Origin of the sequence: Sphingobium xanthum (assembly GCF_019737615.1) — a bacterium.
Taxonomy (GTDB): domain Bacteria; phylum Pseudomonadota; class Alphaproteobacteria; order Sphingomonadales; family Sphingomonadaceae; genus Sphingobium; species Sphingobium xanthum.
This window is the reverse complement of record NZ_JAHKKS010000002.1, coordinates 554,090-575,066: the sequence shown is the minus strand read 5'-3', so window position 1 is coordinate 575,066 and position 20,977 is coordinate 554,090. Positions and strand designations below refer to the sequence as shown.

Here is a 20,977-nt window from a genome sequence, read left to right as displayed (position 1 = left end):
TGCCGAAGAGATCACGTCGGCGCGAAGCGGACGGAAACCATGTCTGTGCCGTCTGTGCATGATGCACAGAAGCAGCTTGCCTTGCCATATGCGACCCCCGTGCTCCGTTGACTTGAGCACACCGCTTATCGAACAGCCTTACGTTTAGGCCAGTTCGTCGCGAGAATCATGTAAAATCTTGTTGAGCAATCAATAGCGACGCGGGCGCGACTGCTTCGGCTCAGCATCGAAATGAGCTGTCGCTATCAAAACATTGTATTTAAACAATTTGCAGGATTTGGCACCATCGGGCCAGCAGCATCGAATTAGCCCGATGATGCCAAATCGCTGCGCGAGAAATGAGCCAGTTGATGGATCGTTCCCGACACTGTTCAGCGAATTCGTCGCGGAAGAGAGGATGTCCCGTTGTGGGTCAGGCGGATTGCGCGTCGCGCTGTCTGCGCCAGGCCGCATAGCCGAGGATCGCTACGCCTGCGCCAGCCAGCGCGATCAGCGCCGGATTGCGGAGCGCGAACCGTCCGGCGGTGCGTAACAGGGGGGCGGCCTGCAGGAGCGCGGTGCCACCGCCCAACGCTTTGCCGCGACTCCGCATCGACTTCGCCAGCGATCGCGAACTCGACAAGGCGAAGTCGGCAAGCGTTTCGCCGGCGCTTTCGGCTGCCGAGGCTGCCTTGGGAAGATTTGCGGCAGCGAATTTCCTGGTTCTGCCGCGCAGCACGACCAGCGCGTCGCGACCTGCATCGATCGCCTCGCGGCCACGATGCTGAATTGTGGTCCGGGCCGTCTGGGCTCGCATGTCGGTCTCCCTGGATGTCAGGTTGAAATTCGATGGAATGAAAACGGCGCAGAAACCGATTGGTTCCGGCGCCTTGCGCGAGCTCTGATCGAGAGAGGAAATTGGCCGGTTCCCGATTGTTTTGGGGGGTGAGGAGGGTCGGGAACCGGCCAGGGTCGAAACTGGCATTTCGGGGGCAGGTTGAATGCCAGTATCGCTCGAAAAACGCCCGTTATTCGACTTGGTTCCCGCAAAACGGAAAAATAAAATGGTTGTCCAGAATGGACGGGAACTCCTAAAATCAGGTGTTCCGGGTGAGCCTGTTCGCCCTGTCAAGCCGCGCGGAAAGCGCGCATAACGCTTTGGGAAATTGGAGCCCTATGAGATGGCACTTTCGGATCTGATCGCCAGGCAGCTTCCTTATCTGCGTCGCTACGCCCGCATCCTCACAGGCTCGCAATCGCTGGGAGACAATCTCGTGCGCGAGTTGCTGGAGGCGGCCATTGCCGACGGCGATCTTCGCGATATGATTTCAGGTTCGCGCGTCGGACTGTTCGCTGCATTCACGAAAATCTATGCTACCACCGGAGCCGAGCTGGCGATGACTGGCGCGGCAGGTTCCGATGAAGCCGCGACCGTGTCCAGCCGGCTCGAACTGACCACGCCGCTCGAACGGCAAGCCCTGCTGCTCAGCGCGGTCGAGGATTTTTCCCCGGCCGAGATCGCCGAGATCCTGGATTGCGACGAGGAAGAGGTGCAGCCGCTCATCGAGGGTGCGCTCGGCGAGATCGAGGCAGGAAGCCGATCGGACGTGCTGATCATCGAGGACGAACCCCTCATCGCGTTGCAGATCGAGGAGATCGTGACTTCGCTCGGCCATGATGTTGTCGGCACCGCGACCACCCACGCCCAGGCGGTCGCGCTGTTCGACGAGCATCGCCCGAGTCTCGTCCTGGCCGATATCCAGCTGGCCGACGGCAGCTCCGGTATCGACGCGGTGAACGAGATCCTCGCCAAATTCTCCGTCCCGGTGATTTTCATCACGGCCTTCCCGGAGCGGCTGCTCACCGGCGAGCGGCCCGAGCCGACCTATCTGATTACCAAGCCGTTCAGCGACGATTTCGTTCGCGCGACAATCGGTCAGGTCACCTTCTTCGGATCGACCGCGCCGCTGCGCTGAACGATCGGCCAGGACAGTTGAAAAGCGCTCCGACCGCAGGGCAGGGGCGCTTCTGTCATGTGGAAGACCGGGGCGAGCCGGATTAACGCCGCAGCCGGAACGACTTGGGCGTCCGCAACGGAACGGCGAATTTGCAGCGCAAGCCGCCGGGCAGGAAGTCGATGACGATCGGGCTGCCCAGTTCCTGCGCGAGCGCGCGCTCGATCAGGTTGAGGCCGAAGCCGCGCTTGGCTGGCTCGGTGACCGGCGGTCCGCCATGCTCTTCCCACAGCACGGAGACGGCTTCGCCATCGACATGCCAATCGATGCTGACCTGGCCCTCGTTGCTCGACAGCGCGCCATAGCGGGCCGCGTTGGTCAGCAGTTCGTGCAGCGCCAGGCCGATCGAAAGTGCATCGTTGGGCGAGATGAGCACATGCTGGCCGTTCATGCGGATGCGGCCATCCGCATTGTCGTGTGAGCTCACTTGTGTCTCGACGAGCGCCTTGAGGTCGGTCGGCCCCCATTGTGCGCCATCGAGCAGCGAATGGCTTGCGGCCAGTGCGCGGACGCGCTCGAGCAGGCTGCTGGTGAAGCTGTCGAGATCGGTCGTGTTGCGGCGCGTCAGCGAAATGATGGAGGTGACGTTGGACAGCGAGTTCTTCACGCGATGGTTGAGTTCGCGCACGAAGCTGGCGCGCTCGGCTTCGCGCTCCGCCTGGGCTGCGACCAATGTCTGCAGATCCTCGTTCCGGCGCTGGGCCAGCAGGATATAGGCGAGCAGCAGCAACGAGAATGCGACGCCACCGACCAGCACGGTCAACGTGAGGGGGGAGAGGCTTTTGTCGGACGGCGGATAATAGAGCAGCACCCATTGCTGGTCGAAGACGGACAGGCTCTGTTCCACCGGCGTGGCGAGCGCCCCGGTCTTGTTGTCCAGGGAGAAGATGGGTTCGCGACCCTTCGCGTTCAGGTCGACGATGTCGATGCGACCGGTGGTCGGCAGTCGCGTCTTCGCGGCCGCCAGGATGAAGTCGCGCGTGCGGATCGGGCTATAGACATAGCCCTTGAACACGCCGCGTCCAAAGGTGTTCACCGGCGCGTAGACAAGGAAACCCGGCGAATTGGGGCCGCCTGAGTCCTGAACCAGGGTGACTGTGTCGCTGGCGGCGATGCGGCCGGTGCGCCGCGCCTTGTCCATCGCGGCGGCCCGCCGCGCTTCGGAATGCATATCGAAGCCCAATGTCTTCGCATTGGGCGCGTTTTCCGGCTCCAGCATCGTGATGACATGCCGCTCGCCCGCGGCGCCTTTGTGTTCTGGATGAATCCGGAAATCCGGATGACCCGCCGCCCGCATGCGTGCTTCGAGCGCGGTCACCGCATTTGCGGGGACGATTTCGGACCAGCCGATGCCGACGACACCCGTCAGATCGTAGGCGACCCGCAATCGATCGATGAACTGTCGGAAGAAATCCGGCGACACGTTGTGCAAGCTCATGAACAGCGCGCTTGTCGCCTCGAGATAGGCGCCATTGGATGCCGCCTGCCGCTCGATGGCGCCGGCGATCTCGCTCGCCTGGATCTTGGCGTCGGATCGGCTCGTGCGCTCACCGGCGAGTTCGACCGACCAGGCGCTGGCGCCGACGAGCGTCAGGACGAAAAGGAAGATGCCGATGGGCGTCGCGCGCGGATAATCCCGCAACCAACGGTCCAAACGCCCCTTCACCCACTCACCGGGTTTCCAGCTCTTCATCGCCCCGCCAAACACAGACACCTCGATTGGAACTCTTTGCGGTTCGGTTCGTTCCAGCAAGCATAACCGTGGCCAAACCGACACAAGGAGCGTTTCAATGGCGAATGCCGCCCTGCAAGCAAAGCCAGAAGAGACGACCGTCAATACCGGGATTGGTTCCAAGGGCAGTGAAGCGACCGCCAAGGCGCTCGGCGATGCGCTCGCTGACAGCTTCTCCCTCTATCTCAAGACCCTGGGCGTTCACTGGAACATCGTGGGTCCCAGCTTCTTCGGCCTGCACAAGCTGACCGAGGCGCAATATGAGGATCTGGCTGCCGCAATCGATGCGCTCGCGGAGCGCATGCGTGCGCTCGGTCATTTGGCGCCGGCTGCCTTCGGCGATTACGCCGAGCGCAGTATCGTCGAGAGCAAGACGACGATCGCGTCGGCTGCCGACATGATCAAGGCATTGATCAAGGACAATGAGGCGGTTGCGCGCAGGTTGCGCAAGGCCGTCGCCGTGGCGGACGAGGCAGACGATGTCTTCACCGCGGACATGCTGACGGCACGGGTCGGCAAGCATGAAGAGAATGTGTGGATGCTGCGCGCCGTGGCCTCCTGAGTGGAGCTGGCGTTGGGGGTAGGGGCAGGCGCATCACGCGCGCTTTGCCCGGTTGATCGAGGAGGCGTGTGGACGAGCCGTGGATTCTCATCTCGACATAGTGAAGCAGGACGGGGCAGATAGGGGTATGTCCAGCAAAGCGGATAACCCCGGCACCAGGACGGCAACGCGCAAATCGCGCGCCAAGCCCGTGTGGGCGGAGGGTCTCAGGCGCCTGTATGACGAAGTGGTCGATGAGCAACTGCCCGACGATTTCGTTGACCTCCTGAAGAAGCTGGATCAATCTGGTGACAACAGCTAACAGCCCGGAAAATTTCGACTTTCGGGCAGAAATGACCCGGGTCCTCCCACATCTTCGCGCTTTTGCCCGGGGCCTTTGCGGCCGCCCGGACTATGCCGACGATCTCGTGCAGGAAGCCATGCTGAAGGCCTGGGCCGCGCGGGAATCCTTCCAGCCGGGCACGAGCATGCGCAGCTGGACCTTCGTCATCCTGCGCAACGTCTATCTGAGCGATGCGCGGCGCAATCGCTTCCGTGGCGACTATGATCCCGATCTGGCCGAGACGCTGCTGAGCCAGCCCGCCGGTCAGGAGGATGGCCTCCACATGGGCGATCTGCGCAACGCGATGATGCGGCTGTCGCCGGAGCGGCGCGAAGCGCTGCTTCTCGTCGGCGCCGGCGGCTTCAGCTATGAGGAAGCGGCGGACATCGCGCATTGTGCCGTTGGCACGATGAAGAGCCGCGTGGCGCGTGCGCGGCGCAGCCTGGAGGACATGCTGGGCGCGGAAACGCAAGCCGGCGGCTTCAAGGCCAAGCCCCGGTCCGTCTCCCATACCGAGATGCTCGACGAGCTCGATCGCGTCGCCAATCAATAGGGATCTGCACGAGCCGCCGGAACCGCGCGGGCCGCCGCGCATATTGGGGCAGCCGTAGAATTTGCAGACAGGATTTCCCGTGCCCTTGCTTCAGTATCCCAAGCTGGCGAACCCCCATATTCGCCTCAATGGCCCCATCGACCTCGGCATGTACAACAGTTTCCGGTCGATCATGAACAATCCGCCGGCCGATGATCTGGTCGTGGCATTGACCACGCTCGGCGGTGATCCGGAAGTGGCGCGAGTCATGGGCGAGGATATCCGGCTGTTCGGCGAGCAGACCGGGTTCAATGCGCTGTTTCTCGGCAAAGTAGCCGTCTATTCGGCCGGCGCCACCTTCATGAGCTATTTCCGCCGCGAAAACCGCTTCCTCACGCATGGCACCCGCATCTTGATCCACGAGCGCCAGATGCACAAGACGATCCAGCTCGCCGGGCCGCTTCGCGCCTGCATCGATCATCTTCGCGCGACGCTCCATGAGCTGGAGGAATCGGTCCGGATCGAGGAGGAAGGGTTCGCCAATCTCGTCATCCAGTCGGACATTCCGATCGAGGATGTGCAGGCCCGCGCCCCGCATAACTGGTACATCGAGGCGGAGGAAGCCAAGCGTCTCGGGCTGGTCCTTGACGTCATCTGACCGGGGCCGATTGCAACCCGGGCACGGCCCGAGCGTTGTTGCGGCATGGACCCGAAGGAATTCAGCAAGGATTTGTCGGACGGAGCGGAGCCGCTCTGGGAGGAGGGCGCACGGCCCGGGCGCCTCTATCGCGCCCGCCGCCGCTGGAAGCGCCTGCCTCTTCCGGTTCGTGTTCTCGCCTGGCTGCTGCTCGCGCTCTTCGCGGCCTGGCTGGTCCTCTACATCACCAAGGGCCGCTTCCTGAAGCAACCCGCCGAGCGCATCGCGACCTCGCTGATGGACCGCGAAGTCAAGGTCGCCGGCGACTTCCAGCTCTATTTCGCGCCCTTCTCGCTCAAATTCTATGCCGAAGGCCTGACCGTCGCCAATCCCGACTGGGCGATGGAAGGCGGCCCCTTCTTCAAGGCGGATATGATCGACACGCGCATTTCCACGCGCCGCCTCCTCTTCGGCAACCGCACGATCAAGGCGCTGACGCTCAAAGGCGGAAAGGTCGATTTGCGCTGGTCCACCAAGGGCGATCGCAACACCTGGACGTTCGGCGACCCGAACCAGAAGGGCGCGCCGCTCGAGCTGCCGCGGATCTGGCGCGCGATCGTGAGCGGTACGCAGGTCCATTATGAAGACCCGCGCCTCCAGCTCTATACCGACGTCAAGATCGACACCGTTACGGCCAGCAATCGCGCCATTCACGACGCGATTAATTTCAGCGGCACCGGCCGGATGCGTGCCAATCCCTTCACGCTCGCGGGCAGTCTGCTGACGCCGACCGAAACGGTGTCGGGCGGCGAAAACCGCTTCGTGCTCAATGCCCGCTCGGGCACGATAACGATGGACGTTTCCGGTACGCTGGAAGAGCCGACGCAACTTGAAGGCGCGAAGCTCGATGTCGGCGTGCGCGGCGCCAATCTGGCCGATCTGTTCGATTTCCTCGGTGTGGCCGTGCCGGACACGCGCTCCTTCCGCTTCAAGTCGGACGTCACTTATAGCAGCGACGCCTGGCGCTTCGCCCGGCTGCGCGGCAGTTTCGGCGACAGCGACCTTGGCGGCAACATGGTGATCACCATGCCGAACGACCGGCTGCTGATCGAGGCGGGTCTCAGCACGCAGCGACTGCACATGATCGATATCGCCCCGTTCGTCGGTTACGATCCCCGCCGCATCGAGGCGCAGGGCGCGACCGGCGCGATCGAGCAGGTCAACGGCACGCCGCGCCTGCTGCCGGATGCGCCGCTGCGCGTTGAAGCGATCAAGCGCTTCGACGCGAAGGTCGATTACAAGGTCCGCACGATCGTCGGCCGCAACATCCCGATCTCGAATGTCGACCTGAAGCTCGATCTCGACAAGTCGCTGCTCAAGCTCTCGCCGCTGACCTTCGATATGTCGGGCGGCCATGTCAGCTCCGACATTTCGATCAATGCCCGCCGCATGCCGGTATTCACCGACTATGACATTCGCCTATCGCCGACACCGATGGGCACGCTGCTGGGCCAATGGGGCGTGGAGAAAGCCGGCACGACTGGCACGATCAAGGCGCGTGTGCAGATGACCGGCGAGGGTGACACGGTGCGCAAGTCGCTAGCCACCTCGGACGGCCGCCTTGCGGTGATTCTGCCGAAGGGTGCCATGTGGGCGCGCAACATCCAGCTATCCGAGATCGACGTCGGGGTCTTCCTGCAGAAGATGTTCGAGAAGAAGCTCAAGGAGCCGGTGCAGATCAATTGCGGCCTGATCGCCTTCACGGTGCGCGACGGCGTGGCCTCGGCCGACCCGATCCTGATCGACACGCAAAAGAACGTGATCCTCGGACGTGGTTCGTTCAGCTTCAAGGATGAGAGCCTCGACCTTGCGATGCGCGCGGACGGCAAGAAATTCAGTCTCTTCTCGGGCCAGTCGCCGGTCGGCGTAAACGGCTATTTCGCAGCGCCGGGCATCAACGTGATCAGCCCGGAATTGCTCGCCCGGGCAGGACTCGGTCTGGGTGCGGGCATCGCTGCCTCGCCCTTGGCCGCCATCCTTGCCTTCGTGGACGTAGGCGATGCCAAGGCGGCCGATTGCGGCCCGGTCCTTTCCGGCGCGCAGGCGCTCTCGCAGCGCACGACCAAAGGCAAGCCGCGCGACGATGTCGGCCGCGGCACGCCGTCGAAGAGCGAGAACGGGCGCTGAGGTCCGGGCTGTCCTACAGACCTTCGTTCATGCCATGAACTTACCCACGCGGCGCGAAGATCGCCGCTCTTTGATCCTGTAAAATCCCGCAGAATCCGTGGCTCCCTCAAGGCCTCTGGCGGCTTCCGGCCATTCACCATGGACGATATGCGAGAAGTTTGTGAAGTTTTCGCCAGGAACTGGCTGAAATCTGGGCTTTTCGTCTTGCCGGACAATGCTTCCAATGGCGCAAACCGGTGAACTTTCCGGCCAAATCGTCATGATGATTGACGAACGGCCCCATTTACGGATGATCCGCGTACCAAATCGTGCGGGGGAAGCGATGGAGGGACTCGGGCCACTGGTCGTATTGGGCCTGATGCTGGCCGGCGTGAGCGCGCTGATTGCGAAACTGGTGCCGTCGCGGCGACTCGTCTGGGTGCTGGTCGGCTGGTCACTCGCACCGGCCATCTTGATGGCCTTCACGCTGCTGCTCGCCAATCTGCTCTCGCCGGCGCGCGACAGTACCGGCTCCAACGCCACCTTCGCGATCATGTTGATCGGCTCGTTCATCGTCGTCCCGTGGTTCATCGTCTGCGTCATCGGCTTCGCGATCGGTGGAGCCATGCGCAGGAAATCCCCGCCGGTTGAGCAATCCGCGCCGGAGCCGCCAGCACCAGCGCCTGTGCCCGCGCTTGCGAGGGCGACGGCGCTGCCCCGGGTCGCTCCGGCCGCTTCGGCCCCGCAGCAGCATTTCCTCTCTGCCGATGCGCCGCCCGCGCATTTCAGCCATGCTTCACCTGACGGCGGCATCCGTATCGACATTGATCCATCCGAGTTGGGGCCGAACCAATGGGTGCATCGGCCGCGCGTCGTTGAAACCGACACCGGACGCATCCTGCTCGATCTGCTGGATGGCGATTGGCAGGCGGATACGGCCTTCCCGCGTGAGGGCTATGTCTGGCTGGGGCTGCGCCGCTATCACTCGCCAGGCTATTTGTTCGCGGAGTTCGATCTGGCGGCCGGCGTTTATCGCATTGCAGTTCAGTCGCTCGACACGCCCGACGAGGAAGGGCCGGTCGGCGACATCAGCGACCGGCTGGAAGCCTGGTGGCAGCGCGCGACGGCACTGGCCATCGCCAATGCCCCGGCGCCGGAGCTACCGCTAAAGCCCAACCCCTTCGCCGCATGGCGCACGGCGCTGGTCATCCTAGGCGGCGCGATCATCGCGATCGCGGGCCTGACCTGGCTCTCGATGGAGACGGGCATCGAGCCACCCCGCATCCCGATCCTGCGACCGGGCGGCTACGGGACGCACCCGCCGGGCTAACTCACGAAAGCCATCAGGTCCGCGATCAGGTTCGCCTCGCCCGCCGGCTTGTCCTGCCGGATGCGGGCAATGCGTGGGAAGCGCATGGCGAGGCCGGACTTGTGGCGCTTGGAAAGATGGATGGAGTCGAAGGCGATCTCGATGACCAGCGTCTTCTCGACCTCGCGCACCGGGCCGAAGCGATTGGTCGTGTGCCGCCGCACAAAGCTGTCGAGCCATTTCAGTTCTTCGTCCGTGAATCCGAAATAGGCCTTGGCGACCGGCAGCAGCTCGCCGCCATCGCCGGGCGGCGCGGTCCAGCAGCCGAAGGTGAAGTCGGAATAATAGGAGGATCGCTTCCCCGATCCGCGCTGCGCGTACATGAGCACGCAGTCGGCGGTGAGCGGCTGGCGCTTCCATTTGTACCAGAGCCCGGTCTTGCGGCCCGGCGAATAGACGCTGTCGCGCCGCTTGAACATCAGGCCCTCATAGGCCTGCGCGCGCGCATCATCGCGCAGCTGGATGAGTTCCGCCCAGTCGGTGGCCCCGATGAGCTGCGAGATGTCGAACCGGTCCGGCGGCAGACTGTCCAGCGCGGCTTCGAGGCGGGCGCGGCGGACGCTCCAGGGGTGACCGCGCAGATCCTCCCCGCCGTCGATCAGCAGATCGTAGAGCCGCACGAAGGCCGGAAACTCGTCGATCATCGCGGCCGTGACCTTCTTGCGGCCGAGGCGCTGCTGGAGCGCGTTGAAGCTCGCAGCCCCGCCTTCCTCACCGCCCTGCAAGTCGCCGCGCACCAGCAGCTCGCCATCCATCACGCCACGAAAGCGGTAGGCGCTGGCGATCTCGGGAAAGGCGCCGCTGATCTCCTCGCCGCCTCGGCTGAACAGGCGCGTGGTCTCGCCATCGCCAATAAGCTGGATGCGGATGCCGTCCCATTTCCACTCGACCGCAAAGTCCGCGAGATCGAGCTGCTCCTCGCCTTCCAGGGAATGCGCCAGCATGAACGGCTTGAACTGGAATGGATCGGCAACGGGTGCGCTGCCCTCGGGCGAGGTCGCCCACGCGAACAAGCTCGCATAAGGCGGCTTCACCCCGTGCCAATGCTCCTCGACTTCCTCCACATCGAGACCGAAGGCCTGCGCGAAGGCGGTGCGGGCGAGGCGGCCGGACAGGCCGGTGCGCATCGCCCCCGTCGCCATCTTGATGAGCGCGAAACGGCCGTCCGGCTCCAGCCTGTCGAGCAGACGGGAGAGTTCGGCCATCACCGTCGAGCGTGACATGCCGGCCATGACCTCGACTGCCTCGGCCACGGTCGGCGGCGGCAGGTCGGTCGGCTGGCGCGGCCAGATCAGGCTCGCGGTCTCCGCGGTATCGCCCACGAAATCGCGCGAGAGGGAATAAAGCACCGCATCGACCCGCGTCGCGACCACCTCGCGAATGGTCGAGGCCTTGACCGCCGGGAAGTCCAGCCCACTGGTGAGCGCCGCCAATGCCCAGCCGCGATCGGGATCGGGCGTCGTTTGGAGATAGGCGGCGACGAGCGCGATCTTGTCGTTGCGCGAGCGCGTGTAGATGAGCCGGTCGAGCAGATGGGCGAAGCGCTCCACGGGCTACATCTCGTCTTCATCGTCATAGCCGACCAGTTCCAGCGCTCGCGCACGGATCTGGCGCATGCTGCACCAGTGGACCAGCGCATCCTCGCGGCCATGAGTGATCCAGGTCTCCTGCGGCGCGACTTCGACGATCGTGGCGGTCAGTTCCTCCCAGTCGGCATGGTCGGAAATGACCAGAGGCAGCTCAATCCCGCGCTGCACGCCGCGCTGGCGCACCCGCATCCAGCCCGAGGCGAAGGCCTGCAAAGGATTGGGGAGGCGTCGCGTCCAGCGATCGCCCAGCGCGGAGGGCGGGCAGATGACGAGCTTGCCCTTGAGATCGTCAAGATCGGCATCCGCAACCAGCGCAAGCGGGCCGAGCGGCACGCCATGCGCTTCGTAGAGCGCGCACATGCGCTCCATCGCGCCGTGCAGATAGATGGTGTCGGCAAAGCCACGCACCCGCAGCTCCGCGATGATCCGTTGCGCCTTGCCGAGCGCATAGGCGCCGACCAGCACGCAGCGGTCCGGCCGCTCGGCCAGCGCGTCGAGCAGCTTGTCGAGCTCCTGTCCGATCGGCGGATGGACGAAGACCGGCAGGCCGAACGTCGCCTCGGTGATGAAAATGTCACAAGGCGTCGGCACGAACAGGGGGCAGGTTGGATCGGGGCGGCGCTTATAGTCGCCAGTGATAACGACCCGTTCGCCGCGCCGCTCCAGCAGGATCTGCGCGGAGCCAAGCACATGGCCGGCGGGAAGATAGGTGGCGCTGATGCCGTCGCCAAGCTCGGTCGTCTCGCCATAGTCGACCGCTTGGGCGGCGGGCGTCTCGCCATAGCGCAGCGCCATGATCGCCAGTGTCGGCGCCGTCGCCACCACATGGCAGTGGCCGCCGCGCGCATGATCGCTATGGCCATGTGTGACCAGCGCCCGCGCGACCGCGATCGACGGATCGATCCAGGCGTCGACCGTCGGCAGGTAGATGCCCTGCTTCTCCGGGCGGAGCCAGCCGAACCCGCTGCTCATGGCATTGGCCTGGAGGATATCAGGGATCGCATCGTCATCGAAGTTAGGAACGCGCCGGCGCGCTGTCGAGCGTCGCCGCAGAAGGCGTGCGCGCTTTGCATGGACGCGGTGCCGACAAGCTGGCAAAGGCGAGGCATGACTTCCGCTGAGCCGGACCTGCCGGCCTCCACTTTCCCATTGCGTGTACTGCTCGTCGAGGACAATCCCGTCATCGCGATGAACACCGAAGCGCTGCTCGAAGATCTTGGCGCGCGCGAGATCATCATCGCAGCGGGCGTTACTGACGCGATGCGGTTGATCGACGATCGGTCATTTAATCTCGCCATTCTCGATCTCAAACTCGGCGATGGCGAGGATAGCCTGCCGGTAGCGGAACGGCTGGGCGAAGCGGGCGTTCCCTATGTCTTCGCGACGGGCTTCAACGAGGAGGATGGACTGCCTCCGGATCATGGCGCACTCGCGATCCTGAAGAAGCCCTATAGTTTCGAGGATCTGAGGCGCGCGATCGGCCGATGATGATCGCTTGAGGAACCAACTCGCCTCCCGTTTATTCTTCCAACAGAACGAACGGGAGACAGAAAATGGGCATTATCGTACTTCTTATCGTCGGCGGCGTCATCGGCTGGCTGGCGAGCCTCGTCATGCGGACAGACGCCCAGCAGGGCATTTTTCTCAATATCGTAGTCGGTATAGTCGGCTCGGTCTTGGCCGGACTTCTGCTGTCACCGCTGCTCGGCGCCGCACCGATCACGTCTGGCGCGATTTCGCTGACGTCGATCCTCGTCTCGCTGCTCGGCGCGATCGTGCTGCTTGGCATCGTCAATCTGCTGCGTCGCGGTTCGCTCCGTTAAGCTAAATCAGATTTGGATTGCGGAGGCGCCGGGCCGATGGCCGGGCGCCTCCTTGTATGTGGGGTCAGGCCGCGCGGCGCGCCCGCCCGCGGGTCCGCTCCGTCTTGGGCGTGGGCAGGAACTTGGCGCGGAATTCCTCCAGCGCGACCGGCCGGCCGACATGATAGCCCTGGATGATGTCACACTCCATCCTGGCGAGCGCATCGAGCACCTGCTGGTCTTCCACGCCTTCGGCAACCACCTGCATGTCCAGCTCGTGCGCGAGTTTGATCGTGGAGTTGATGAGCACGGCGTCGGAACGGCTGGTCAACACCTGACGCACGAAGCTCTGATCGATCTTGAGTTCGGTCGCCGGCAAGCGCTTGAGATAGGACAGGGTGGACTGGCCGGTGCCATAGTCGTCGATGGAGATATTGACGCCCATCGCGCGCAGAGCCTCCAACTCGGCAAAGCCCTGATCGTCGGCCATAGTGGCCGATTCCGTAATCTCGAGCGTCAGCTTCTCCGCTGGCATGCCATAGGTTTCCAGCAGCACGCGCAGCGGCGCCTCAATGCGGTTCTTGCCGAGCATGCGCATGGAGAGGTTGACTGCGACCGAGAGCTTCAGCGGCGCAAAATCGGCGATGGCGCGCTCCAGCACATAGAGGGTCAGCTTCTCGATGCGACCGGCGTCTTCGATGGCGCGGACGAACCGGTCGGGCCGGATGAAGCCGCGATCGGGATGTGTCCATCGGATCAGCGCCTCGGCACCGGAAATGCCTTTCTTGTGGAGATCGAGCTTGGGTTGATAGGCGACCCAGACGTCGCCACGGCCGAGCGCCTGCTCGAACTCGTTGAGGATGGAGAGCTTCCAGAAGACCTCGTCCTCGTCCGTCTCGTAGCGCTCCCAGAGGATGCCGCGATTGATCGCGTTGGTCGCGGCGAGAACGGCCTTGGGGAGCGCGTCTTGGACGGAAAGCGTGATTTCGTCGCAGAAGCCGGCATGCAGCGTGATGTCCACGGTCAGCTTGTCTACCTGGACGCCAGGTGCGAACAGGGCTTCGAGACCCTCCAGGCTCGCGACGACCTCGGGCACTTCCTCGGTGCTGCGCCAGGCGAAGCTGTGATTGTCGATCTGGTAGATGCGCTCATGGCCGGCAGCGAGGATGAGGCGATCGCGGATCTTGTTCAGCAGTTTGCCCTGTGCCGCGAAGCCGAGCAGGGCCGTCGTCTCGACATAGTTGCGCAGGCACACGACGACCGTGACACCCGGATCGCGTTCGTTCAGTTCCATGGCCGCCAGATTGGGGAGACCGGCTTCGGCCGACTTGGTGATGCGATCGAGCATGGCCTGAGCGATACCGAGCAGTGCGGTCGCCAGCAGCGCGGCGCCCAGAGCGACCGTGGCGGCGCCGACATCGAGACGCAAAAGTGTGAAATGCTCGACGAAGATCTGCGCGGGCGCTAGCGCGAACATGCCGGCCGCGAGAAAGGCATAGCGCCAGACCGGCCGGAACAGCAACGACATGGCGACAACCAGCAACCCGGCGAGCAGCGCCGGCCCGTCACCCAGCTCGATTGGGCGGCCAGCGCGTAACGTCTCTGATGCGGCCGCCTGAATATACATGCCTGCGAGCCTGCGATGGAAAGGCACGCTATACTGATCGCCGATGCCGAAAGCATCCCAGCCGACGAGTACGCTCTTGCCCCGGAAGAAGCCCCTGGGGAAGCGGCCGGCCAGCACATCCGAATAGGAAATGCGCGGGAACTCGTAGGGCCAATACGACCAGTCGATCAACACCCGGCCATCGTCGGGATGATGTGTTCCGGCGAGCGCCTGCGCCATGACTGGCAGATGCTTTCCGAGAACCGGCGCGTTAAGCGGAACGCGACGATGATATTGGTCCGCATCGCTCTGGACCCAGATGCTGACAGGCGTCACATAGGGTAGAACAGCAGCCGTCGGCAGTGCCTCGTGACGACCCCGCTCGTTGGCGAGATTTTCGAGGAGGGCAGCGAGGTACACTTCCGTCCGCGTCGTCGCTAATGCCTTCGCGAAGAGCTTGTCCTGCTGTGGATCGGCAGCCGGTTGATCGAAGATCACGTCGAACGCGATACGGCGCGCGCCAGCACGGTCCAGCGCGGCAACGATCTCGCCATGGCGGCCACGCGGCCAGGGCCAGGCACCCAGCGCCTTGATGCTCGGCGTGTCGATGGTGACGAGCACCAGATCACCGCTCGGCTTTTTGGGAAGGTAGTGATAGCGCTGTTCGCGGACCTGATTGTCGATATCCCGACCGGCACCAGTGAACGCCACGGCAATGCCGATCAGGCATGCCACGGTGAGCAAGATACTACGGGCCGACTTGGTCAGCCCCGCGAGGAGGCGTAATCGATACATGGTCCGTTCTCGAGGCGGAGCGACCCGCCGGGACCGTTTTTTTGACAGAAAACTATGAAGAAGTTCTTCTCAAACACCGGAAAACACTGGACCCCTATCAATGTAGGAAAAGATTGGAGCGCAGGAGGAGTGCTGCCCCAAGCCCTTCAAAACAGGACGTTTCTGATCATAATCACACAGAGGGCAGGGCGGCGGGAAGGCGGGTTCCGCGCATCGACCTCCGGCCCAATCGATATTCTGTTACGGCCGGCTCGAAAGCGTGTCAGTCCGCATCGATCTTCCCGGCGACGAGCCGCACGACCCGGCTGGCTGCGGCGATGGTCTGGGGCCGGTGCGCGATGATGATACGGGTGATGCCGAGATCGCCGATAGCGCGATTGACCTGCGCCTCATGCTCCAGATCGAGATGGGCTGTGCCTTCATCAAGCAGCAGCAGGTCCGGCTGACGGTAAAGCGCGCGCGCCAGCAGCACGCGCTGGCGCTGTCCGCCTGAGAGTGTGGAGCCCATGTCGCCGACCAGGGTATGGTGGCGCATCGGCATCGCCTCGATGTCATCGAAGATCGCGGCCGCCTTCAGGCATTGCGTCAGCCGCTCGTGATCCACCTCCTCGAAGGAGGCGACATTGTCCGCGATCGAGCCGGCGTAGAGTACATCGTCCTGCAGCACGGCGGCGACATGCTGGCGGAACGCGCGGCGGCCATATTGGCTGAGCGGTCGCCCATCGATCAGCACCTGGCCCTCGATCGGGTCGATCAAGCCGAGGATGATCTTGGCAAGCGTCGTCTTGCCCCCGCCTGATGGCCCGGTGATCGCGATATAGTCGCCCGGCGCGATCGAGAGATCGGCCCCCGCAAGGACCAGCGGATCATGCGGGCCATAGCTGAAATGAATGTTGCGCAGTTCGATGCGCCCCTCGAATTTCGGCTGGGTCAGCGGCTCGGAGAAGCCGCCATCTTCGTCGCTCTGGGCGATGTCGGCGAGTTGATCGAGATGCAGGTCGAGCAGTCGCAGCTTGATGCCTTCGTCGAGCAGGGACTGGCCCGCGGTGACGAACTGCTGACGATAGGCGAGATACGCGAACAGCGTGCCGAGGCTGAGCGCGCCGGCCATGCTGCCGCTGATCGCCAGATAGACGATGATGACCAGCTCGACCGCCGGAATCAGCACACGCGCCGTCTCGTGCCAGGCCTTGACGCGCTCGTGCAGATAGCGGGCGCCCAGTGCATCGGTCAGGCGGTTCTGCCAATAGGCATGGCGCATCGCTTCCCGTCCGGCGAGGCGCAGGGTGACGATGCCACGTAATGTCTCGATGATCGCGCCTTGCTCACGGCCAAGCGCCTTCACATAGTCCGCCTCGCGCAGCTTTTCTTCGCGCAGCAGGGCAAGGCGAATGACGCTGTAAATGAGCAGCCCGACCAGGGTGACGAGCGCCAGCAGCGGCGCGGTCAAAAGCATCATGCCGAGCGTCAGGATCGAGAGCAGCCCGTCGATGAGCGCGAGCGGCGCACTTTCGATGAGGAATCGCTGGATCGGCAGAACCGACTGAAGCTTGGTGATAATATCGCCGACCTTGCGCTTCTCGAACCAGGCGATCGGCAGGCGGAACAGGCGCCGGGCGAGATTGGAGGTGACGCCGTAGGAGAGCGCCGCACCGGACGAGAGCAGAACGAACTTGCGCAATAGCGCCGCGCCCGCGCCGATCACGGCGAGCGCGGCGAAACCGATCGCCAGCGTCACCAGCAAATTGGTGTCGAGCGCGGGCAGCGCCTCGTCCACGGCCGCGCGCAGATAGAAGGGCGTGGCGAGGATATAGGCCTGCATGACGATGCTGAGGATGATCGTCTGGACCAGCGCACGGCGGAAGCCCGTAATGCCGCTCCAGAGGTCCGAGAAGCGCAGCTTGCGCCTGGCGTCGATCGGCTGGAAATCGTGCGACGGGCGCAGCTCCAGCGCGACGCCGCTGAAGTGTCGGCCAAGCTCGGCATGATCGTACCAGCGCTCGGTCCCGGCCGGATCGATCACCAGCGCTCGATCGCGCTCGACTCGCTCCAGCACCACGAAATGGTTGAGATCCCAGTGCAGAATCGCCGGCAGATTGAGCAGGTGAAGCCCGGCCAGCTCCAGCTTTAGCGGGCGACTGAGCAGGTGCATGCCGTCCGCCGTCTGCATGAGCTGGCGCAGGCTCATGCCGCGCGCGCTCACGCCGAAGCGCTGCCGCAGAATGTTGAGATCGACATCATGGCCGTGCCAATTGGCGATCATTGCCAGACTGGCTAGCCCGCACTCGGCAGCCTCGGTCTGGCGGATCAGCTCGACGCGCTTGCGCCCGCTGAAATTGGCCGGGAAGATGTTCATTGCCGCGCCACTGCCGCCAGCGGATCGAACAGCCATTGCAGGAAGGAGCGGCGCGCCAGCACGATGCGGGCATTGAGCGCCAGATCAGGGCGAAGAACGACGCCGCGCGCCCGCTGCCGCTCGCTGAGTGGCGCGACCTTGGCCGTCACGAGGAAATAGGGCTCCGCACCTTCGACGGATGCCGAACCGACCGTTTCGATCACGCCATGCAGTACGCCATAGTCCTGAACCGGATAGGCGGGCAGGGTGATCCGCACGTCCTGACCGCGTTCGACCTGCGCGATGGTCGAGGTCGGGACGCGCAACTCGACCTGCCAGCTCGTCGCTGGGGGCACGATGCGCCCGTAGATGGCGCCCTGCGGCACGCTCTCGCCTTCGCGATAGCGCAGCGCGGTGAGCGTGCCGGCGCGGCTCGCCACCAGATCGATGATGCCGGCATTGCCGAGCGTCGCGCTTTCGCGGCGGAGCTGCGCGAGCTGGGCGTCATAGTCGCTCTGGCCGGCGCGCAAATGGCTCGGGGTCTGTGCCAGCTCGATCTGCGCCGCGCTCAGCGCATTGGCGTGCAGGCTGCGGTTCTGCTCAAGTTCGGCGAGAGCCTGACGCCGAGTGATCAGCAGTTCGCGCCGCTGCTGGAGGTCGCGGCCGGAAATGAAGCCGCGTTCGGCCACGCCCTCGATACGGGAGAGCTCTTGCTGCGAGGAGGCAATGAGCGCCTGTTGTGCCGCGATCTGCGCGTCGATGGCGCCGAGCTGGCGCTGCTCGTCCTGGATGCGAGCGGCAAGCTTGCGGCGGTTCTCCTCGACGGCATCGCCCGCCGAGCGCCGCTGCGTGACAAGCGCACTTTCCTGTGCGGCGAGCGCCTGGCGCCGTTCCTGCGTCAGCGATTGCCCATCGGCGAGCTGCGGACGGATCAGCCGGGCGACGATCTGGCCTTCGCGCACCGTCTGACCCTCGGTTACCAATATGTCGGAGACGACGGCGTCTTCGGGCAGCGCGATGCTGGCGATGCCGGTGGCAGGACGGAGCGCGCCGCTCGCCGAGATGCTGCGGCTGTAAGAGCCGAACGAGAGGAACAGGGCGAGGGCCGCGACGAGCGCGAAGAGCAGCCAGCCGATCGCCTGCCAGCGCAGCGGAGGGACGAGAAAGACCTCGCCATGGAGACGATGCTGATGATCGAGCGCCTGTTGTCTGAATAGCTGCATATCACGACCCGCTCCGCTTTTAGGTCGGGAGGGGGTGGGAGAGCCACTGTAAAATGCTGCCGCTGCCATTCGGCCCCGCTTGCTGTGCCGGACACGAAAATCCGGGCGAACGCACTGCGTCCGCCCGGCCATTTTTTTGCCCCGAGAGGCTGGCTGCGGCTAGCGATTAATTCTGGCCGCGAACGCCGGTGTTCGACTCATCGCTCGGCGCACCGCCGGCGACGACATCGATTTCCTGCTCGTTGAGCTCAACGAGCGCCGTTTCATTAACCATCGACGACTCCTGTTATATGTCGGTTTTTGAACCGACTTTTTCGGAATACCCGAACGTTAAGAAATCGTAAACCAAGTTAACCCTTGCATGCGATGAGCTGAGTTGAGGAAAAGCGCGGGAACCTTTTTAACCACAAATCCGTTGTTTACCGCCGTGAAGATCATCCGCTCCAGGCGGAACCGGAAGGTTCATTGGTTCGCCCCGTCAGCAGCCCCGCCGAAAAATACGGGAATCGGCCAATTCCGAGTCGCAATCTCATGGCGATGGCGAAATTGACGTGCTTGGCGGTTCGCGGCGCCGACCCTTGAGAAGGCTGGGTCGTGAGTGGTCGGCCGGAATCGACGCTCGTCCGGACGCAGAATCTCTCGCAAAGGATTCCCGATCTGGAACAAGCGGCTCGATGCCGGCTTGTCCTTCGGCACCACTCGGACTGCATCGCGGATCGGCTCGCCGTAGGCAGCGCGCGGCGCCCTCGCTATGAGGGGCATCTAGCCGCCATTCACTATGCAGGAATTTCCATGACATCGGTACGCGAAGCGACGCAGGATGCAGGCAGGGGCGAGGCGGTGATCGCGCGGCTGAAGGCGGAGCTTGGCGGCGATATCGTCAAGGACGCGGCCGAGGCGGACTTCGCACGGCACACGACCGACTTCACCAATGTAATGCCCGCCGGGATCGCACTGCCGGGCATCGCCTATCCGCGCACGACCGAGCAGGTCTCGCAGATCCTGCGCATCTGCAACGAGGAGCGCTATCCGGTCGTGCCGCAGGGCGGGCTCACCAGCCTGTGTGCGGGTGCCCTGGCCGATCGGCCGTGCCTGCTCCTTTCGCTGGAGCGCATGCGCGGCATCGAGGAACTGGACGAAGCAGGCCGCACGATGACCGTGCTGGCCGGCACGGTGCTGGAGACGGTGCAGATCGCGGCCGACGAGGCCGGTTTCCTCTTCCCGCTCGATCTGGGCGGGCGCGGCACGGCGCAGGTCGGCGGCAATGCCTCGACTAACGCCGGCGGCAATCGCGTGCTGCGCTATGGCATGATGCGTGACCTGATCCTGGGCGTGGAAGCCGTGCTGGCGGACGGCACGATCGTCAGCTCGCTCAACGTCATGATCAAGAACAATGCCGGCTATGATTTGAAGCATCTCTTCATCGGCAGCGAGGGCACGCTGGGCGTGATTACGCGCCTCGTCCTGCGCATGTTCCCCAAGCCGACGACCGCCTGCACGGCGGTCGTCGCGGTAGAGGACTATGCCGCGACGCTGGAACTGCTCAAGCGATGCAATTCCGCTTTCGCCAGCACCTTGTCCGCCTTCGAGGTGATGTGGCCGGACTTCTATCGGCTTGGCACGACGGCGGTCGGGCGCCAGCCGCCGCTCGCGGCCGGTTATGAGGTCTATGTCCTGATCGAGATTCTCGGTACCGATCCCGCGCGCGATCCCGAACGGTTCGAGGAAGTGCTGGGTGCCATGATGGAATCCGGGCTCGTGCTGGACGCTGTCATCGCCCAGTCGGACAAGCAGCGGCAGGAGATCTGGGCCGTCCGCGATTCCCCGGGCGAATGGCATCAGGGCGAGCACTGGCCGCAGGTCGCTTTCGACGTCAGCCTGCCGACGAGGCTGATCGGCGATTTCATTCCCTATGTGCGCGATCTGCTCGTCGCGAGATGGCCGGATTGCGTCACCATGTTCTTCGGCCATCTGGCGGACTCCAATCTCCATCTCTCCGCGCGCGTCCCGCGCGATCCGATGCCGGAGAAGGAGATGGAGGAGCTGGTCTACAAGGCGGTCGGCGAATGGGGCGGCTCGATCACCGCCGAGCACGGCATTGGCAGCATCAAGCGCGACTTCCTGCACTATTGCCGCACGCCCGAGGAACTGGCGCTCATGCGCATGCTCAAGACTGCGATGGACCCGAACAACATCCTCAATCCGGGGAAGGTGATTTAACCGGGGGTTCCCGCCCCCGCGCTCGTTGCAAGCCGACAAGGCGCCATCGCCATTCGATCGTTTATCGGTCTTTGCAGCAGACGGCAGATGCCG

Annotated in this window: 17 protein-coding genes; 10 read left to right on the top strand and 7 right to left on the bottom strand. The window is 63.9% G+C overall.

All coding sequences use genetic code 11. The features are described from left to right. Positions 1 to 412: 412 nt before the first annotated feature. Positions 413 to 964 (bottom strand): hypothetical protein, encoded by a 552-nt coding sequence (locus KM135_RS05820; protein WP_221713013.1) that lies wholly within the window; start codon positions 962 to 964, stop codon positions 413 to 415. A 196-nt stretch (positions 965 to 1,160) separates the two neighbouring features. Here KM135_RS05820 and KM135_RS05815 point away from each other — a divergent pair, with 196 nt between their 5' ends. After that, entirely contained in the window at positions 1,161 to 1,955 is a 795-nt protein-coding gene (locus KM135_RS05815; RefSeq protein ID WP_221713012.1) for a response regulator, read from the top strand. Between the two features lie 82 nt (positions 1,956 to 2,037). On the opposite strand, the gene KM135_RS05810 is transcribed toward KM135_RS05815, so the two are convergent. After that, the gene (locus KM135_RS05810) at positions 2,038 to 3,708 is read right to left on the bottom strand and encodes a CHASE domain-containing protein (RefSeq protein ID WP_221713011.1); all 1,671 of its coding nucleotides are present in this window, start codon (positions 3,706 to 3,708) and stop codon (positions 2,038 to 2,040) included. A gap of 76 nt (positions 3,709 to 3,784) precedes the next feature. Here KM135_RS05810 and KM135_RS05805 point away from each other — a divergent pair, with 76 nt between their 5' ends. The 6 genes from KM135_RS05805 to KM135_RS05780 all read left to right on the top strand — a co-directional run bounded on the left by KM135_RS05805 (position 3,785) and on the right by KM135_RS05780 (position 9,275). Next, on the top strand, positions 3,785 to 4,288 hold the full coding sequence (locus KM135_RS05805) for a Dps family protein (protein WP_221713010.1): 504 nt from the start codon (positions 3,785 to 3,787) through the stop codon (positions 4,286 to 4,288). 127 nt (positions 4,289 to 4,415) lie between these two features. Continuing rightward, positions 4,416 to 4,589 (top strand): NepR family anti-sigma factor, encoded by a 174-nt coding sequence (locus KM135_RS05800; RefSeq protein ID WP_221713009.1) that lies wholly within the window; start codon positions 4,416 to 4,418, stop codon positions 4,587 to 4,589. Between the two features lie 31 nt (positions 4,590 to 4,620). Next, entirely contained in the window at positions 4,621 to 5,163 is a 543-nt protein-coding gene (locus KM135_RS05795) for a sigma-70 family RNA polymerase sigma factor (protein ID WP_221713008.1), read from the top strand. A gap of 79 nt (positions 5,164 to 5,242) precedes the next feature. Beyond that, a complete protein-coding gene (locus KM135_RS05790; RefSeq protein WP_221713007.1) occupies positions 5,243 to 5,800 on the top strand; it encodes a peptidase S14 in 558 nt (185 codons plus the stop codon). Between the two features lie 45 nt (positions 5,801 to 5,845). Beyond that, complete coding sequence (locus tag KM135_RS05785) at positions 5,846 to 7,966, top strand: AsmA family protein (protein ID WP_221713006.1); 2,121 nt, start codon at positions 5,846 to 5,848, stop codon at positions 7,964 to 7,966. A 259-nt stretch (positions 7,967 to 8,225) separates the two neighbouring features. Beyond that, the gene (locus KM135_RS05780; protein WP_221713005.1) at positions 8,226 to 9,275 is read left to right on the top strand and encodes a hypothetical protein; all 1,050 of its coding nucleotides are present in this window, start codon (positions 8,226 to 8,228) and stop codon (positions 9,273 to 9,275) included. Here KM135_RS05780 and KM135_RS05775 read toward each other — a convergent pair. Then, on the bottom strand, positions 9,272 to 10,864 hold the full coding sequence (locus tag KM135_RS05775) for a cisplatin damage response ATP-dependent DNA ligase (protein ID WP_221713004.1): 1,593 nt from the start codon (positions 10,862 to 10,864) through the stop codon (positions 9,272 to 9,274). The two genes, KM135_RS05780 and KM135_RS05775, sit on opposite strands and share 4 nt — an antisense overlap. A gap of 3 nt (positions 10,865 to 10,867) precedes the next feature. Beyond that, entirely contained in the window at positions 10,868 to 11,875 is a 1,008-nt protein-coding gene (locus tag KM135_RS05770; protein WP_221713003.1) for a ligase-associated DNA damage response exonuclease, read from the bottom strand. Positions 11,876 to 12,010: 135 nt separating this feature from the next. Between KM135_RS05770 and KM135_RS05765 the strand changes: the two genes are divergently transcribed. Together KM135_RS05765 and KM135_RS05760 are read left to right on the top strand one after the other, a co-directional pair. Then, positions 12,011 to 12,391 (top strand): response regulator, encoded by a 381-nt coding sequence (locus KM135_RS05765; RefSeq protein ID WP_221713002.1) that lies wholly within the window; start codon positions 12,011 to 12,013, stop codon positions 12,389 to 12,391. Between the two features lie 65 nt (positions 12,392 to 12,456). After that, complete coding sequence (locus KM135_RS05760; protein ID WP_221713001.1) at positions 12,457 to 12,726, top strand: GlsB/YeaQ/YmgE family stress response membrane protein; 270 nt, start codon at positions 12,457 to 12,459, stop codon at positions 12,724 to 12,726. 64 nt (positions 12,727 to 12,790) lie between these two features. On the opposite strand, the gene KM135_RS05755 is transcribed toward KM135_RS05760, so the two are convergent. The 3 genes from KM135_RS05755 to KM135_RS05745 all read right to left on the bottom strand — a co-directional run bounded on the left by KM135_RS05755 (position 12,791) and on the right by KM135_RS05745 (position 18,664). Then, the gene (locus KM135_RS05755) at positions 12,791 to 15,106 is read right to left on the bottom strand and encodes an EAL domain-containing protein (protein WP_221713000.1); all 2,316 of its coding nucleotides are present in this window, start codon (positions 15,104 to 15,106) and stop codon (positions 12,791 to 12,793) included. 262 nt (positions 15,107 to 15,368) lie between these two features. Continuing rightward, positions 15,369 to 17,498: a peptidase domain-containing ABC transporter gene (locus KM135_RS05750; protein WP_246605760.1), complete on the bottom strand. Its 2,130-nt coding sequence runs from the start codon at positions 17,496 to 17,498 to the stop codon at positions 15,369 to 15,371. Next, a complete protein-coding gene (locus tag KM135_RS05745; RefSeq protein ID WP_221712999.1) occupies positions 17,459 to 18,664 on the bottom strand; it encodes an HlyD family secretion protein in 1,206 nt (401 codons plus the stop codon). Before KM135_RS05745 ends, KM135_RS05750 begins: the two co-directional genes overlap by 40 nt. A 792-nt stretch (positions 18,665 to 19,456) precedes the next feature. Between KM135_RS05745 and KM135_RS05740 the strand changes: the two genes are divergently transcribed. Beyond that, entirely contained in the window at positions 19,457 to 20,884 is a 1,428-nt protein-coding gene (locus tag KM135_RS05740; protein WP_221712998.1) for an FAD-binding oxidoreductase, read from the top strand. Positions 20,885 to 20,977 lie beyond the last annotated feature (93 nt).

Coding starts and splice junctions, on each gene's coding strand:
- KM135_RS05820 (WP_221713013.1), bottom strand. CDS start 964: ATGCCAGTTTCGACCCTGGCCGGTTCCCGACCCTCCTCACCCCCCAAA.
- KM135_RS05815 (WP_221713012.1), top strand. CDS start 1,161: ATGGCACTTTCGGATCTGATCGCCAGGCAGCTTCCTTATCTGCGTCGC.
- KM135_RS05805 (WP_221713010.1), top strand. CDS start 3,785: ATGGCGAATGCCGCCCTGCAAGCAAAGCCAGAAGAGACGACCGTCAAT.
- KM135_RS05800 (WP_221713009.1), top strand. CDS start 4,416: ATGTCCAGCAAAGCGGATAACCCCGGCACCAGGACGGCAACGCGCAAA.
- KM135_RS05795 (WP_221713008.1), top strand. CDS start 4,621: ATGACCCGGGTCCTCCCACATCTTCGCGCTTTTGCCCGGGGCCTTTGC.
- KM135_RS05785 (WP_221713006.1), top strand. CDS start 5,846: ATGGACCCGAAGGAATTCAGCAAGGATTTGTCGGACGGAGCGGAGCCG.
- KM135_RS05780 (WP_221713005.1), top strand. CDS start 8,226: ATGATGATTGACGAACGGCCCCATTTACGGATGATCCGCGTACCAAAT.
- KM135_RS05770 (WP_221713003.1), bottom strand. CDS start 11,875: ATGAGCAGCGGGTTCGGCTGGCTCCGCCCGGAGAAGCAGGGCATCTAC.
- KM135_RS05765 (WP_221713002.1), top strand. CDS start 12,011: ATGACTTCCGCTGAGCCGGACCTGCCGGCCTCCACTTTCCCATTGCGT.
- KM135_RS05760 (WP_221713001.1), top strand. CDS start 12,457: ATGGGCATTATCGTACTTCTTATCGTCGGCGGCGTCATCGGCTGGCTG.
- KM135_RS05755 (WP_221713000.1), bottom strand. CDS start 15,106: ATGTATCGATTACGCCTCCTCGCGGGGCTGACCAAGTCGGCCCGTAGT.
- KM135_RS05750 (WP_246605760.1), bottom strand. CDS start 17,498: ATGGCTGTTCGATCCGCTGGCGGCAGTGGCGCGGCAATGAACATCTTC.
- KM135_RS05745 (WP_221712999.1), bottom strand. CDS start 18,664: ATGCAGCTATTCAGACAACAGGCGCTCGATCATCAGCATCGTCTCCAT.
- KM135_RS05740 (WP_221712998.1), top strand. CDS start 19,457: ATGACATCGGTACGCGAAGCGACGCAGGATGCAGGCAGGGGCGAGGCG.